This window comes from Qipengyuania sp., assembly GCF_042095715.1.
GTDB lineage: Bacteria > Pseudomonadota > Alphaproteobacteria > Sphingomonadales > Sphingomonadaceae > Qipengyuania.
This window is the reverse complement of record NZ_JBELMO010000024.1, coordinates 20,690-36,632: the sequence shown is the minus strand read 5'-3', so window position 1 is coordinate 36,632 and position 15,943 is coordinate 20,690. Positions and strand designations below refer to the sequence as shown.

10 protein-coding genes and 1 pseudogene are annotated in these 15,943 nt (G+C 57.3%); 7 read left to right on the top strand and 4 right to left on the bottom strand.

Annotated features, from left to right (window positions below; all coding sequences use genetic code 11):
- Positions 1–368, top strand: a pseudogene (locus ACFDTG_RS07870) (conjugal transfer protein TraG); the annotation flags it as partial.
- Here ACFDTG_RS07870 and ACFDTG_RS07865 read toward each other — a convergent pair.
- Positions 369–569 (bottom strand): hypothetical protein, encoded by a 201-nt coding sequence (locus tag ACFDTG_RS07865; RefSeq protein ID WP_278328901.1) that lies wholly within the window; start codon positions 567–569, stop codon positions 369–371.
- A 188-nt stretch (positions 570–757) separates the two neighbouring features.
- Here ACFDTG_RS07865 and ACFDTG_RS07860 point away from each other — a divergent pair, with 188 nt between their 5' ends.
- From ACFDTG_RS07860 to ACFDTG_RS07835, 6 genes are all read left to right on the top strand, one after another.
- The gene (locus tag ACFDTG_RS07860) at positions 758–1,078 is read left to right on the top strand and encodes a helix-turn-helix domain-containing protein (protein WP_278328900.1); all 321 of its coding nucleotides are present in this window, start codon (positions 758–760) and stop codon (positions 1,076–1,078) included.
- Positions 1,075–2,376 (top strand): type II toxin-antitoxin system HipA family toxin, encoded by a 1,302-nt coding sequence (locus ACFDTG_RS07855; protein ID WP_375290472.1) that lies wholly within the window; start codon positions 1,075–1,077, stop codon positions 2,374–2,376. The genes ACFDTG_RS07860 and ACFDTG_RS07855 overlap by 4 nt, the downstream gene beginning before the upstream one ends.
- A gap of 70 nt (positions 2,377–2,446) precedes the next feature.
- A complete protein-coding gene (locus tag ACFDTG_RS07850) occupies positions 2,447–3,157 on the top strand; it encodes a PD-(D/E)XK nuclease family protein (RefSeq protein ID WP_375290471.1) in 711 nt (236 codons plus the stop codon).
- Between the two features lie 12 nt (positions 3,158–3,169).
- The gene (locus ACFDTG_RS07845) at positions 3,170–3,784 is read left to right on the top strand and encodes a hypothetical protein (RefSeq protein WP_375290470.1); all 615 of its coding nucleotides are present in this window, start codon (positions 3,170–3,172) and stop codon (positions 3,782–3,784) included.
- 13 nt (positions 3,785–3,797) lie between these two features.
- Complete coding sequence (locus tag ACFDTG_RS07840) at positions 3,798–5,351, top strand: hypothetical protein (protein WP_375290469.1); 1,554 nt, start codon at positions 3,798–3,800, stop codon at positions 5,349–5,351.
- Positions 5,329–7,800, top strand: coding sequence for a hypothetical protein (locus tag ACFDTG_RS07835; protein WP_375290468.1), 2,472 nt, complete (start codon positions 5,329–5,331; stop codon positions 7,798–7,800). Before ACFDTG_RS07840 ends, ACFDTG_RS07835 begins: the two co-directional genes overlap by 23 nt.
- Positions 7,801–7,820: 20 nt before the next feature.
- Here ACFDTG_RS07835 and ACFDTG_RS07830 read toward each other — a convergent pair whose 3' ends face one another.
- The 3 genes from ACFDTG_RS07830 to pglZ all read right to left on the bottom strand — a co-directional run bounded on the left by ACFDTG_RS07830 (position 7,821) and on the right by pglZ (position 15,943).
- A complete protein-coding gene (locus tag ACFDTG_RS07830; RefSeq protein ID WP_375290467.1) occupies positions 7,821–11,219 on the bottom strand; it encodes a TM0106 family RecB-like putative nuclease in 3,399 nt (1,132 codons plus the stop codon).
- Between the two features lie 129 nt (positions 11,220–11,348).
- The gene (gene brxL / locus ACFDTG_RS07825; RefSeq protein WP_375290466.1) at positions 11,349–13,430 is read right to left on the bottom strand and encodes a BREX system Lon protease-like protein BrxL; all 2,082 of its coding nucleotides are present in this window, start codon (positions 13,428–13,430) and stop codon (positions 11,349–11,351) included.
- Between the two features lie 11 nt (positions 13,431–13,441).
- Positions 13,442–15,943: a BREX-1 system phosphatase PglZ type A gene (gene pglZ / locus ACFDTG_RS07820; protein ID WP_375290465.1), complete on the bottom strand. Its 2,502-nt coding sequence runs from the start codon at positions 15,941–15,943 to the stop codon at positions 13,442–13,444.

Sequence of the window (15,943 nt, the reverse complement as noted above, 5' to 3'; positions counted from 1 at the left end):
ACGACATCGAGTTCCAGATGAGCGCGCGCGGCCAACAGCTGCAATCGCGGTTTGTCGAAAGCTATGCCGATCGGCTGCAGGACGACATCGAAGCCGACCTTTCATTGCCGGACTTCGCTCCTGTCAGCCGCCCGGGGATCGGTAGTGCGGGGCAGGTGCGAGCTAGGGGAGCTGTAGGTTCTGCGGGTGGTCCCTCAATGCCCGATGCTCCTGATCGATCTGACATCACGGATGAGGTCGAACGGGTTCGCCAGCAGGGTCGTGGAAGGATTGGTACCGTTCGAGGTTACCTGGACCGCCAAACGCAGGGCGCCACAGGTGCAAGCGAGGAAGCGGCTGATGAGGTGAAGGAGTGGGGCAATAGGTGATTACAGGATCACGTCCTGCACAATCACAAAGACGACGAAACCGATTAAAATGAACGCAGCGGCGAGGATCACTGCTCGAGCCCATCGATCGGCCCAGGCCTTCTTCCAAGAGTATGACGTGAGGCGATTTTCAGAGATGGCGCGGTCGATCTCTCGTAGGCCCTTCCAGTCACTCTCGTTGTGACCTTTCTCGTCTTTCATTTTCATCACTCCGACCTACATAAAGTAGCAAATTTGATGCATTATCGTTGATAAGCCAATTTACGTCTCGATATTGACACATTAAGCGCCTTCATGTAAAGACGCAAAATCGCTACACAACGCTCCATATTGGAGATAATGTCTCGATAATGCCACATTATGATTCACCAGATCTGCGCCCTCTCTCGGTGCTGCTATCCGACCTCGGGAAGCAGATCGAAGCGTATCGCATATCACGCAATCTCAAGCAGGCCGAACTTGCGGAAATGGCGGGCATCTCGCGTTCAACGCTCGCCCGCCTGGAAGCCGGCAATGGCGGAACCATCGATAGCCTTGCCAGGATAATGCGTGCACTTGAAATTGAAGACCGCCTTCTGGATGTCATGCCGGACGCCAAGCTGAGCCCGCTCGATCCCCGGTCCGACAACGGCAAGGCGCGGCAAAGGGTGCGCAAGTCTTCTGAAGGCGAGGCTGGCGAGGAATGGAGCTGGGGTGACGAGGCCCCATGACGCGTGCCGTAGTCAATCTCTGGGGTCGTCAGATCGGCGCCGTCCTGTGGGATGAGGATCGCGATGTCGGGGTTTTCGAATACACTCCGGAATTCAGCCGCAGCGGTATCGAAGTCGCCCCGCTGACAATGCCCTTACGAAGCGGCGTCTACGATTTTCCCGCGCTGAATTACGAGACCTTCAAAGGGCTGCCGGGCATGCTGGCCGACAGCCTGCCCGACAAGTTTGGCAACGCCCTCATCAACCGCTGGCTTGCCGAGCAGGGCCGCACAGCCGACAGCTTCGATCCGGTCGAGCGCCTTTGTTACACTGGTCGCCGAGGCATGGGCGCGCTCGAATTCGAACCTGCCACCGGTGAGCGCCGTGAACAGGGTCGGCCGGTCGATATCGCGCCGCTTGTCGAGCTCGCCAACTGGGTCATTGCCGCGCGTGAAGAGCTAGCCGGTGTGCTCAAGGGTGAGGATGATCACCGCGCACTCCAGGAGATCCTGCGCGTCGGAACCTCCGCCGGCGGCGCCCGGGCCAAAGCCGTCCTCGCCTGGAACGAGGAGACCGGAGAATTCCATTCAGGGCAGCTGACTGCAGGGCCCGGCTATACGCAATGGCTGGTCAAATTCGACGGCGTGTCGGGCAATGCCGACAAGGAACTTGCCGACCCGATGGGCTTCGGCCGGCTTGAGTACGCCTGCTATCTGCTAGCCCGAGAGGCTGGCATCGACATGGCTCGCTCTCGTCTGCACGAAGAAGGTGGGCGGGCGCATTTCATGACCCAGCGTTTCGACCGCACGCCTGACGGCAAGAAGCTCCACATGCAGTCGCTTTGCGCGATGCGCCATTTCGATTTCAACCTCGCTCGCGCATACAGCTACGAGCAGGTGATTGAGACCATCCGCATGCTTGGCCTCGGACGCGAAGCGATCAAGGAGCAGGTGCGCCGCGCGCTGCTCAATGTCTTCATTCGCAACCAGGACGACCACACCAAGAACATCGCCTTCCTGATGGATAGCGCGGGTCGCTGGAGCCTCTCGCCCGCATTCGATGTCGTCTACGCCTACAATCCTGACGGCGACTGGACCAACGAACACCAAATGTCACTTGCCGGGAGGACCGATGGCTTCGAACTCGAGGACCTACTGACTTTCGGAAAGTTCGCTGACCTAAAAACAGGCGAGATCAAAGCCATGATCGAAGAAATCAAAGAGGCCATCGGCAACTGGGAGAAGCACTGCGATGTAGCGGGTGTGCCTAATGAAATTGCGCAGAGGGCGATGCGCGGCTTTCGTTCAAGCATTCGATAGCAGGACCGAATTTCATGGGAATCGTTGAAACGAAATCGACTTCGGCCAACTGTGCAGGCAGAAGAATACGATGAAACAGTATCGTCAGATCAAGCTTCCGGAAGTCGCAAGACTGCAAGAAGCCTTTCTGGCTTTGCGCCCTTTGGTGCGCGGCGGGCTGCCTCGTGCTCCGAAGCAGACTTACCACCTCAAAAAGCTTGAGAGTGCATTTGGGGAACTCCGAACCGGCCTTTCTCAAGCGAGAGACGAGGGTGGACTTGTCAATCCATGGTCGATTGCAGGACTCAAGCGCGACGAAGTCAGAAATGCTGCTGCTCTCGCTGGAATATGGCTTCCTGAGTTTGGCGGGTCCGCTTCAAGGCGCTTCTTGGCAAATGTTCTGAATGCCGCATTGCCAAGCGAAGAATGGAGCGAGGAGCTCGCTGAGGGCTACCGGATCGAAACCGAATTCAGCCCGATCGGAGATATCTCTGATCGAGTGGACCTTGTCATCGAGTCCCAGAATCATCTCGTCGGGATCGAGGTGAAGATCGATGCAACGCTCGGTCACCAGCAGCTTGAGAGATATTCGGCATCCATGGACCGCCGGGCGTCGATCACAGGCAAACAGTCGCACGTCTTCCTCCTTGCCCCGTTCGCAAGCCCGAACTCACAGACACCTTCCATAACCTGGAGAGAGATTTCGCGCTCCGCGAGAGCCTCAGTCGAAGGTGGGCTGCGACACCGCTCATTCGCAGAGCATCTCATCGTCAGTTTTGGCGATCACGTGCACGCCTTCTAGGATCTAAAGATCATGAGCGAAACTTCTGTCGGTAAATTGATCGTTCGGCACATTGAGGAGTTGGAAGCAGCTCTCCGCTTCGTAAGAGGGTCGATGAGCCAGTCGCTCGGCAACGCCGTCGCCGATCTAATAGATGATCGCAGGCGAGCCCTAGATTGGGATGGCGAGGTCAATCGTGACCTCAACGAAGGAATTTGGTTTGCGCCGAGCGAATGGCGAACTGCGAATGACGATGAAGAAAATTACGATCTTTACGTCGAATTCGAAGAAACAGATTGTCTCGATGGGGAGGAAGCGGAGACTTGGATTGGTGCCTTCTGCGGCTTTGCAGGAGCAGGAATTCGTCTCCGCCTAAAAACCAACGCACTTGGTCAGCGCGAATGGAAAACGCTGCTTCGTACGGAAACCGAGGTCATTGACCAGCTCGTTGAAGGCGGCTTTTTATGCGACCCAAAGAAGGGCGAACTTGCAGCTCTCATTTCAATTGAGAAAGACAAGCTAGCAGAAGCATTCGCTGACGAGGAATTCGACGAAGCTCTGCAGCCTGTTGGTTGGGCGATCGATAGAATCGCGAAACACCAGGCTACCTTCGATCAGCTTGTCAGCGCCATTAGAATGAAGCGCTGAGTGGGAGCATGTCGTGGGAGCAGAAGCAAAGGTAACCGACGGCGATCCACTGTGGACCAAGACGGGCAGCTGGACGATGGGCCTCGATCCGCTTGGGCTTCAGGCTACCAGCATCAGGATCTATCAGTCGCTGGTTCCAAACATCACCAACATTACCAACAGGCTGAGATACTACGCATATTTTCCGTGGCTGGTCAGCTTGTATGAAAAGCTCCACCACTCCGATGATCCAGCAAAATTTGCCAACTTCATGCGTCGCGGCGAGGCCCTCTATGCCCTTGCTACCCTCGTAGACGATCAGCAAGGCAGCGACGGCCTGGGTGGTTCGAACTGGGCAAGCCAGCATCGTTCCGAGGCCGCAATCAACGGCATAGATTTCCGCCCCTACACCGACGACAGGACGTCGCCTCAAACCTACCTGCAGGCATCGCGCGGCAACTATGGCGTTGCCTATGCTCCAACCCTCGTCGAGATGGAGTGGCTGACTCGATCATCGGTGCCCGTGACAAACGGGCGCGGTGAAACGGTGGCCTCCGCATTTGCCCACTCAATTGGACAGGTCGCCGACGACATTGAAGCCGTACTGCTTGCCGGCAAAGCAACCGCCAAGCAGCTTCAGGATATCGGAGCCGCAATACATCCGGCCAAGATTCCGTCAGGATCTCAAGAGCAGTCCGTCCTTCGGGAGTTCCTGATCGGCACGCATGATACGACGAAGGACGCCGTGTCGCGGCGATCGACGATCTGGCTTGTTCTCGACCTCATTCGCAAGGGTATCGCCCCCGGCGACATCGATGCACTTCGAAAAGCATTTTATGCCCGACGATTGCCCAATGGCGATGTGTACAATCAGTCTGCCGAAACGCTTGATCGCTGGCGTGCATACCAAGCCAACGAGTTCGGGCAGGTTGCTCTGGCTGGTGCGTTGAACGCGCTGACCGGCTTGCAACGAGAAGAACATCCTTCTGGAATCGAGCCCAAGGACCTGATCGGCAAGGTGATCGCAAGTTCACTTCCGGCAAGCAACCAAAGCTGGTCGCAATGGGCCAGTTCATTGGCGGCTGACTCCGCAACTGATGAACTGAGCTTGGTCGAGCCCATACTCGAAGACCTGGGTAATGGTGTGCGGCCGGCGGAAGAAACCATGTTGAGCGCATTCAAGCTGCTAGCCGTGCTCTGGGCACGATGGACGAAAGGTGACGAAGCTGTCCGGCCAATCATCGCGCGAATGGCGGGCCCCGACGGTCGCTCGCTCGATGGTATACTGCGGACCCTGGATCTGGCTCAGAGCCTGACAGCCGGTGAAGCCTTGGCCGCCGTAATGCTGAAGCATGTTGTTATCGACCATCAGATCATTGCTGGCCGTAAGCTCTCGACGGCAGGAACCTTCACGTATCATTTCCTCGTAGAAGACGGCCTGCTCAGTGAGGGCTTGCTGGGCGAGTACGGCTATACGACGCCGCGGCTGTTCAATCTGACCCGTGTTCTGAGAGATGCGGGGTATCTCAGCGACGATGGCGTGACGAGCGATGGGGAGGCGTTCCTTGAACAGCATCAGCCTCTTTAAAGATCTCGCGCGCACTGGCTTCCACACCTCGATCGTCACAACCTACTCGGTCGATGCGGCCTTCTACGATGGCTCGCTGCATCATCGGCTGCGCGCCTACGGAAGCGACAACAATATATTGATGGCCGATGCCAATATGCTCCAGCGGGCCATATCCGAGACGCCAGAGTCGTTTGGCCGTGCCGGCACGGCCTATGCCTTGTTGCCAATTTCAGTGCCTGGCGCATTCCATCCCAAAATCAGCGTCCGACTGGGCAGTGATGCCGGCTGCGTCATTGTTGGATCTGCCAACGCGACCGCAGCAGGCTGGGGCAGGAATCGCGAGATCGTCGGCCAATTCGAGTGGTGGCGCAAGCGCAGCGACGGTGACGAGAATGCCAATCGTCAGTTGATCCGCAAGGCATTCGATTATCTCTCAAAGTGGCTTCAGGAAGCGGGCCTCGAAACGGTCAAGCGCAAACTCGACCTCATCGAACGCGATGCCGCGTGGTTGTTCGAGACCGAAGCAAATGAAGGTCCGGTCGAACTTAATGATGGCACGCTGATCGATCTGCTGTGCGAGGACGCCAGTGGCGGACCTGGCATCCTTAGCCGAATAGCCGATCTGGTCGGGGGCGCAGCTGTGACCCAGCTTGTCGTTCTCTCGCCCTATTGGGACGCAAAACTTGAAGGCCTGCTCGGCCTCATCGAAGCTTTGAAGCCTGAGAAGACAACCATTGCTCTCAGTGCCCACAGCCCCGAGTTCCCCGTCGATCAACTCCATCGCATCCCGCAAGTCAGTTTTGCCGGGGTTTTCGATGGCAACGATGGCGCGCGGTTTATCCATGCCAAGGTCTTTGTGATCCAGACGGAGGATTGGGACCATATTGTCTACGGCAGTGCTAACTGTTCCGACGACGCCTTGGGCCTTACTGACCTCGCAGCGCGCAACGCTGAGTGTTCGGTCTATCGCCGTCTTCCGCCGGGTTCCGCACTTAAGCTGTTGGGTCTCGACCTGTCATCGACGATAGACCCATCCGACTTGATGGAGCCGACGAAGGAACTGCTCGAAGCGAAACCCGGCGCATCGCTACCTCTTGGCACGATCGAAGCGGCGGGAAGCAGCTTGCGCTGGGTGCCATCGAAACGAATTGCCGATCCCGAGGGCGCGGTACTCGTGATCCCCGAGGGCGAGTTCGCATTCTCGAGCGTCCGCAGCGGCAGCTATGCACTCGACCTGTCGGCAAAACCTCGGTTTCCGCTGATCGCACGGATCCGGCTGAACAACGGAACGCTCACAAGTGCCGTTATCGTCAACGATGCCGTCAGTTTAACCCACGCTGCACCCGGCTTGGGAGACAAGCGGTTACGCTCGGCATTCGCGAAAGTGGAACTCGAGGGTGGCGACTTTCTCGAACTTGCCAGCCTTGCCGCGATCATCTTCTCCGAAACACCCGAGAGTCGCCGTAAGGCGGCAAAAGCGGTCAGATCCATCGGCCGGGCCCATGGCAAAGGAACAGAGGACGGGGACGACCATGTCGTCTTCGACTACGAGAGTCCTGAAGCCTTCCGAGAGGCAATGTCGGCCAGCGCACCGTCCAAGGGCGATAGCAGTCGGCTCAATTTCGACGACCCCGATGCAGTCAATCTCCTAAGAATCATTCTCCGTGGCATCGGCCAAGCGGATGAGGAGGAGGAGGACCTCTATCGCGACGAGGTGCCCGACGGCGGCGATGGAGCCGATGGAAGCGACGGAGATAACAATTCGGACCAGTCCGGCGATCAAGGAGCTGGCGATAACGGGGACCCGCCGCCTCGAGAACCGCGGACGTACCGACGTGATGAGGCCGAAAGGCAAAGCCTCGACATCCTGAAAGCTGTCGATTGCTTCGAAGCCTACATCGCGCGGTTGGCTGCCGAGGAAACCCCTCCGCCTCGCAAGCTCACCGCGGAAGTCTGCTTCATTCTTCGACTGATGGTCGAAGCGTGCCGTCGCCCGCTCCAGGTCAAAGATGGCGAACGGCGAGACCAGCTGTTCGCACTCGACCTAGAGCCCAAGCAACACGATCGCGAGCGCGCGTTTGTGGTCCGAGTTGGACGAATTCTCCAACGCCTGTGGCAGGGCAGCAAATCGGAAGCAGCTCTGTTGTCACGGATTTCGATCGGCCAGCATCAGACAGAACTGCCCTTCGACTGTTTTGCCTTGGTGGCAATCACGCGATGGGCGCTTGCGCGTTCAGTGATGGCAGTTGCTGACCAGAAGCAGGCGGCTTTGGCCGGGTTCGTGACGAAAAGTGCAATCGCGATCTGGAAAGCAACCCAATCTTGGCCGCGGCTCGATCAAGAGGCCGAACTCGAATTTGTCGGCAAACTGGATGCTGCTCTCGGCATTGATCGCGAAGAGACAGAGCTTCTCCTAAAACACTATACGCAGCTCAACCAGCAACTCACGAACGCCGAGGCTTCTTGAGCGCGAACCTGCAGGCCTGCTCATTGCGCTCTTTCGAGGTAGCGACAAAAGGCATTTGCAAGTTGCATTTGTCTCGGCGTGCGGCACTCAGCTTCGAAGACTTGCGGAGAGCCAACCAGGATCGTCACGCATTTCGCGCGGGATGTCGCAACGTTGAGGCGATTGAGACTGTAGAGAAACTCCATGCCTCGCGGAGCGTCCGCATGCGAAGAGCTGGCGAGCGAGTAGATTGAAATCGGCGCTTCCTGCCCCTGAAACTTGTCGACGGTCCCAACCCGCGCCTGCGGCAGGCGCTGCTGAATTTCGAAGACCTGCGCATTGTACGGAGCGATGATCAGGATGTCGTCGCTTCCGATAGGATGCTCTTGCTCATTGCGGTTAACCCAGGTTGCTCCTTGCTTGAGAATATCGTCAACCAAGGCTGCGATAACGTCGGCCTCCTCGGGAGAGCAGTTCTGATTGCCTTTGTGCTCGACGGGCAAGAAGCGGAGCCCCGTGCCCCCGGCAATGCCGCTGGCATTGACGCGTTGACCCGCCGTCTCCTCCTTCGATTCAAGCTTGCCCTCATAGAAGAGTTCTGAAGTGAATCCGGAAATATCGGGATGCAGCCGCCAGGTAACGTCGAGGAACAGTCCTTGGTCAGAGGCTATCGTCTGTTTCCCCGACAAGAGATGGTCCAGAGCCGAGCATCCAGTGCCGTCCGGATGGCTTCCCTGCATTGGTTGGTCGAGTTGCTGAGGATCACCAAGCAAGACCAGCGTTCTGGCTGCCTGCGAGACCGCGAGCACATTTGCGAGGGACATCTGCGCCGCCTCATCGACGAAAAGAACGTCAAGACATTCGAACGCGTCCTCGGTCGACCACAGCCACGCTGTCCCGCCTGCGACCTGACAATCGCCATGCAAAGCGGAGAAGACCTCACCGTTACTCTTTTTGGCAAAGCGAAGGCGGTCGCTGGCCTCTTCCTTTGAACCCCCTTTCGGCTTTTGAATGCACACAAGCGGCGTGGAGGTTTCCTCAGCAACCTCAATAACCTTGTCGAGAAGGTTGCGGATCACATCGTGGCCATTGGCCACGATCCCTACCTTTTTGCCTTGCTTCACCAGCTCGCAGATCATGTGCCCGCCAGTATGCGTCTTGCCGGTTCCGGGTGGTCCCTGGATCGGCAACACTCCTGACGCGACTAGCGGTGCAATCCGCACGCCGGCGGCCGGCGGCGTTTCGCCGTCCATCCTAATGGGCGCATCCCCTCCAACTTGCGGGGCCACGCGCATGAGCATGTCTCGGGCAGGCCGGTAGGCATCGCCGTCGAACATGCCATGCTCGCAGACATAGCGTGCCAGTCGAACAAGCGATTCCTGCATGGGCTTCGATGAAACATGCTCGTGGACGAAGATCGCTTCGGGATGTTCGCTCGCCATGGCGGAGGTCTTCTTGATGTCGACAGTCCGTTGGCTGCGGGAAATGTCCTCGACAGAACCGACCGATTGGCCGCCCTGGACCTTAATTCCCTTGCCCGGGCGAATGTCGGCTTCCTGAGCTGGAAAGCTGTAGCGGTCGACCGGACATTTTGCGGTTCCACCCACCGTCTCGATGTACTGCAGACCCGAGAGGCCCGCGCGCTCATCCAGCAGATCTTCGGCAGAAAGATCGCACAGGCGGAAGTATTCCCACCAGCCTGCCTTCTCCTCGCGGCGATGCCACTCGAGCAGGTTGGCCAAAAGCCAGCGACCATGCTCCTCGGCCGACCGATCGGCCGGATCGACCGGCACTCCATCGGTAAGTTGCTCGATTAACGGCGTGATCAGCTCGAGCCATTCGGAGAGGTTTTCGCTTGGTGCGCCATCGGCGATCTCGGGACGCGCAATGTCGGCTCCCGGTTCGACCAATTTCTGCCGCTGCACTTCCAGCCAATCGCGCAAGTATCGTGTCGCAACACAGTCATCGCGGTTGTAAGCTTCGACGGTCGCGCGATCCTCGGCCTCGATCCCAGTGAGATCGTTCGCTTCGAGGCACAGCTGAAGCCGCGTCAGAGCCTGGTTCGCGTCGGGCAGTTTGGCATCGCGTTCGTAGCCGAAGAGAGGTTCGAGCTTCTTGATTGAATAGCTTTCGACGCCAGCGCGAATTGCGTATCGCACGACGCTGAGAAGGTCGACAAGAACCTTGCCGCGAAGCAGCCGATCGAGTTCATCTTCGCGGGTGGCATAGCGGCCCATGAGCCGCTTGAGCGCCCCCGGCTCGTATCCCCCGTAGTGATAGACATGCAGGTTGGGATAGGTTTCAAGCCGCGCGATGACGAAATCGATGAAGGTTTCGAATGCTGCCTTTTCTGCCTCGCGATCGAGCGCCCAGAGCCCCTGATAGCGCGTCTCTCCGCCGTCGAAGTAATGAAAGCCGTGAAGGTATTCGAGACCGTGCTCTCCAACGAAGGGATCACCCTCGAAATCGAGGAAGATGTCGCCTTCATCGGGCTCGGGCAGGCAAGCCAATCCAAATCCGGGCACCGGTGCAAGGAGCTCGAATTTGAGTTCTCCTGCAAGTCGGCTTTCCAGCTGAACGCGGGCCTGCTCGCGAACGCGGGTGAAGCTCTCGAGCGAGCCGCGTTCTGGCTTCCAGGGCAAAGGCATGGCGAGTTCGGCAAGCTGCGCACCCGTCGTGACCCCGTGCGCCTTGAGTTCGGCGATCTGAAGGCTCGAAATCCCTGCCACGAGACAAAGATGGTCATCGTCGCGCCGTTGCTTGTCGCAGCGGGTGCTCCACACGCAGATATCGCAATGCGCGGCCGGTTCCGGATATGACTCCTGCGGATCCCCGCAAGCGAAATTGGCCGTCATTCCTCCCTTTACCTGGCGGTAGTATGCCCCGAAATCGGAAACGCGATAGCGCTCGGGCACAAAATCGGTCCAGGGTGGAACGACGTGCGCAAACTCCGGCATACGGCCCTGAACCTCGCCGATGAGCTCGGAATAGAGGCAAAGCTGGAGAACCGTCCCGCCTTTGGTTTCGCGGGCTAACTTGGTGTCGACAGCTTCATAGGACCAACCGCCGAGATCGCTCGGCGTATCGACCTTCCGGAGGATGTCGGCGCGACCGACCCATGCGCCCGAACGCAGAGCGCCCTGCACAATGACGTCAACGCCTCCGCACATGGCCTCGTGTGTCGCCGCAACAGCTTCATCCGTAACTTCAACACCGTCGATACGCTCGACGTGCAGCCCGAGGGATGCCAGGTGCTCGACATAGTCCTGCTCATGCTTGGCCCCGCGTTCCCACAGAGCTTCGAGCAGAGGATCGTAGTACTTGGGTTTCGCCAGCTCACCCTTGGCAACAGCATGTTCAAGACCACTCAGGTGCCGACAATTGAGGTAGCCGACCAAATCGGTCGCGCTGAAACGAAGCAGATCATCCTGGATTTTCACAGCGGGTGCTTCCTCCAATAGCGACATCAGCTGGGATATGAGATCCTTGAGCTCTTGATATAGAGCCGATGGTCACACCCACACCAAGGCGGGGCGAAAGGCCATTCGGGCATAAGCCAAAGGAATTCGTCAGGTCTTCGACCTGAGATAAATGACCTCAAAAGCTTTGACAGCTCGATATTGTTGAAGCCTGTTGGCGAAGCTGAAGGCGTCATTCATCTCATACTGCTGAAAAATATCGAGACCGCGATCCAGCGCAATTTTCCAGCCCGTGTCGGTCACGATGTGCCTTGCGTGAATTGTATTCGTATCGTCGAATTCCCAGGTGAAGTTGATGCCAGTACCCTCGCAGGACGATGCTATCGCTGAGAGGTTTTCTTCCTGTTTCTCAGGTCGAATTCCATCCATGCAGGTAATTAAATGCACATCGACTTCATCTGCGGGCGAGTGGTTTTTGGCGATCGTCTCGATGAGCTCCATTAGATTGCGCACTTGATAGAACGCGCGGATGTAGGGATCAGTGATCGTGATCTTCGAAGCTCCGGTAAGGTAAGAACCAAAAAGCTTATCGAACGTCACGCCCTTCTGATTTTCTGCGAAAGAAAAGTGGCCTTCACTTGAACCAGCGCCTGCAGGAGCCGCTCGAACTGTCGCTTCTGCCTGTTGATGGTCCATTTGCCTCTCAGCAACAGCACCTTCCCCTTCCGCTCCGTTCCCTGGGGAACCATCGGTATCTTGAGCTCGCCTGTGATAAAACGCGGGATACTCGGCTTCTTCCAAGGTCGTAACGACAACCTTTTCGCCGCTCTTCTTTGTGAACGAAAAATCAACATCGGGATACGTCGTGTCGATACGCATCAACTGATCCTTGACGCGTTTGCGCCCCTCAAGGGCTAGCTTCAAAATCTCTTCAATCTCGTCTGCTGTTGCGTCCCCATGAGGGAAGAGCAACTTCATCAGACCGGAAAAGGTCTTGTGGACACCGTCGCGGTCGCGTGTGGAGATATCGGGCGAGAGATCAAAGTGATCCCGGTAACGATCCGAGTGATCGTCGTTACGCAAATGCCGCAGAATCTCTGCGAGATAGTCAACGACGAACCCGTACCCTCCAGAGAACATTTCTCCGCGGATGACCCCCACTTCCCAACCAGGAATATAGGTGTGAAGACGATCAATGAAGGCGGAATCATAGTATTTGTCAGGCAGCTCATCAAACAGGTCCGTGTTTTTGAGCATGTAGGGCACGGTGTGTTTGGTGTTGCCTACGAACACCATCGAAGCCTCTGCCCCTAGCGGCTCGACACCGCGCGAGAAGCTCTTGTTGGCCATGTAGTTTTTGAGGATGTCGACAAGTGCCTTGTCGACCTTCTTCTGCTTTCCGGCAAACTCGTCGAGTGCCACGACGTCCCAATATCCTACCAGACCGATCTTGCCTGAGCTATTGTTGACGAACAGCTTTGGCACCGTCACCTCCCCCCCGGAAACTAGGATACCGTGCGGAGAGAACTCAGAGAAGATGTGCGACTTACCAGTGCCCTTTGGGCCCAACTCGATCAGGTTGTAATTGCGCTCTACGAACGGGATGAGCCGCATCAACTGAATGAGTTTCGAGCGGCGGCCGAACATTTCCGGGTCAAAGCCGACGGTCTGGAAGAGGAGGTCTATCCACTCATCGGTATCAAAGGTCTTGCGCGCTTCCAGGTATGCTTCGTAATCGAATTGCGAGAGCTGGATCGGCTTCATGGAGCCCAGGATCCATGGCGTGACGTTCTTGTCCTCAGTATAGTCGTATTCGATATCTGCGATGCACCACACACCTCCGACAAGCAGCTTGGGGTGCGCTTTCACGGTTCCTGAATCGATCAGGACTTTCGAGATTCCAAGGTTGGCAAAACTGGCTTCGTACGCATCGGTCTTGTCGTTAAGAGCCACACTGATGCGATCGATGATCTTCCAGCGTCCTTTTTCTCGGATATTGGATTTGATCAGGCCCGCTTCATTACGGTGCACGTAATGCTTCCGTAGGATTTCACGCACGGTTTCGATGCCGGACTGGATGGACTCCTCATCATTGGTAGCGCAGTACTGACCCAGCAGATACTCCAGCACGTATGTCGGAACGATGGCGTTGCCCTTAACCGCCTTTACAAGGTCCTTGCGCACCACGAGGCCGGGGAAGCGTTCGTTGATCTTGTTATCTAGCGCGCTCATATCCCTGCCTCTCAGAAATCAAAGTCGTTGGTGAAGCTGCGGCGCAGAATGTAGCGCGCGCTTCGATATTCGCTGTAATGCGAGGTTTCTCCGTGCTGTTCTTCGAGGCGCAACACCACCTCCTTGCCATTGTAATCATCGGCCTTGCGTGACAGCAGGAAGCGGACTGGATGCTCGCGTTCCCGGGGATTCTCGGACCTAAAATCGAATAACAGTTCGTGATTGTCTGAAATCAGGTCGCCCGATTGCGAGAAAATCCCTGCGCGCAGGCGTCGTGCCTGGGTCTTCTCGGTGACTGGAACGGTTTGGTAGAACCTGACCGAGATCTGACTGGCCGTAATTACCTGATTTGTGCTGCCAATGATCTCGACATCGACAATAGAGGTGTCGCTCTGTCGCTTCTTGTTAACGCGGACGACGGGAACCACCGCCTCTTGCAACGTTGCGCCACCATGCACGAAGCGGCTGCCAGAACCCTTGAGGCGCAGGCGGTTAATCGACTTCGGCACCAAGATTTCGACGTCACCTTGCAACCCTGCCTCATCCGGCTTGTAGAGCCTGAGCCCCTGTTGGGGTTTAAGACCATGCCCGAGAACGAAGCGGCGATTTCGAAAGAGGATGGTCTCGCCCACCACCTCCGAACCTGAAAAGTCACTCTCGTCGATGGGTCGGTGCTGGTAGATGAATCCATGATCTGCGGTGATCAGCAAATTGTTGGCATTGGCTGCGGTCAGCTTCTTGACAAGCTGAACCAGCTCATCGAGCGCCTTCTCGGCAGCGTCAAATACCCGATCTTCTGTGGCAGGTTTATCGCCAGTAGCATCGATCAGATTGTGATAGACATAGATGACGTCGTGGTCGCGAAACAGCGACCGGTAGTCGTCTCGCTGCATCTTGAGGAGGTCATCTGCCAGCAAGGCCGTCGTTCGGTCTCCCTCGCGCCCGCGGCCGAGGATTTTTTTCCGGTTTTCGGTTCCCTGCGAGCTCTGACCATCAACGATCACAGCGCTGGTGTCGTTGTCCGCGATCTGCAAGTCACGGTTCGGAAGCAGGGAGGCCATGCCAAGCTGAGTATAAGTCGGCAGCGATCCCAGCATTGGTTCGATTTCTGCGTCGTAACGGTCGAGCCCACGCACTCTACCCAATAACTCATCCGCCACTTCATAGCGCATGGCGTCCGAAATAATGACGCAGATCTTCTGGTCCCTCTGCCGATAGGGGGCGACGTGGGTGGTATAGAATGTCCGTTGGGCCGGCACAGGCGACGCATCCCACTTAGGTGCTGCATCGACATGGACCTGCCAGCTGTCATTGAGGCGCAGCAGGTAGGTGTTCACATAATGGTTCTCCACCTGCGCATAAAGCTCGGCCATCAGGCTAGCCTGTCCCGACTTCTGCATGTGGTAGATGAACTTTCGATAGAGCTGGTCGATGCGGAACCAGCTTCCGGCATAGCGGCTGACGCCTTCCGCCATGCTGGTCATGCCAAGGTTCACCTGCGCCATCGCTGCTTGGAATTCAGCCGCGAAGCCAATGGCCTCATAGAGATCGCGGAAGCGGTCGTACCAGTAGCTCTGGCGGCGCTGGCGGATCCAGCTTGCTACGTCTCCAGCCGCGAGTGTTCGCGCCGAGACACCACGCACGAGGGCGACGATAATCGCCCGATCAATGTCTTCAAAATGGTCGAGATCGATAAGGCCACGAAAATCGCGCGTTTCAAGATCGGCACGAACGCCCAGCACTTTAGCGTAATTGGAGGATAGTGCCTCGAAGGCTTGAGCTGCGTGGCGGTTGTTTTTCCAGCGGCGGAAGAAAACCAGCGCCTCTGGCGAAAGCCCCCCGGCTTCTCCCAGTCCCATGGCATAGCAGGCCTTAAACAAGGACACCGCGAAATCCTCAATGCTGGGCTGTACGGCTGTATAGCCGTAATGTCGGCCCATCTGATCCCACAGGAATTCCCCAAGACCGGCCCGCTCCACTAAGCGCATGGCTTCGTCAGTTTCCGCTGCAAGATCGGCCAGCAGCCTCTCGACAACAGAATCAAACCCACCTTCGCCACCGGCGCAGACGCTCAGCATCTTCAGGCGCAAGGCGCTTGCCGTGTCGTCGTTGCGGGCAAGCCGCTTAAGCTGTTCGAGCCTGCGGGCGGAGCGGAAGAACTCCGCATGGGCGCGCACCACGTCCTCCAGCCCCAGCCCAAGACCCAGTTCGGACAACCATAGGGCCGCCTGGTCCGCCTTGAACGTGCCGTGGGCCAGCTGCACATCGAGTAGCCAATTGCCGATCAACGCCGGTTCTGGCCCCTCACGGTATATCAGGAAACGACCTTGGGGCACCTCCCGCAGGATCCGGTGCTTTACTGCGAATTCGTTGTTGGTGAGCGCAATCTTCTCGACGCCGGGTAGCTCAAGAGCCTCGAACGTCTCGCGCAGCTCGCAGGCCGTATCGGTCCAGAACACGATGCGGTGACGGTCGAAAGCCGCTCCCAAGCCTTTGGCGATCCGTTCATTCAT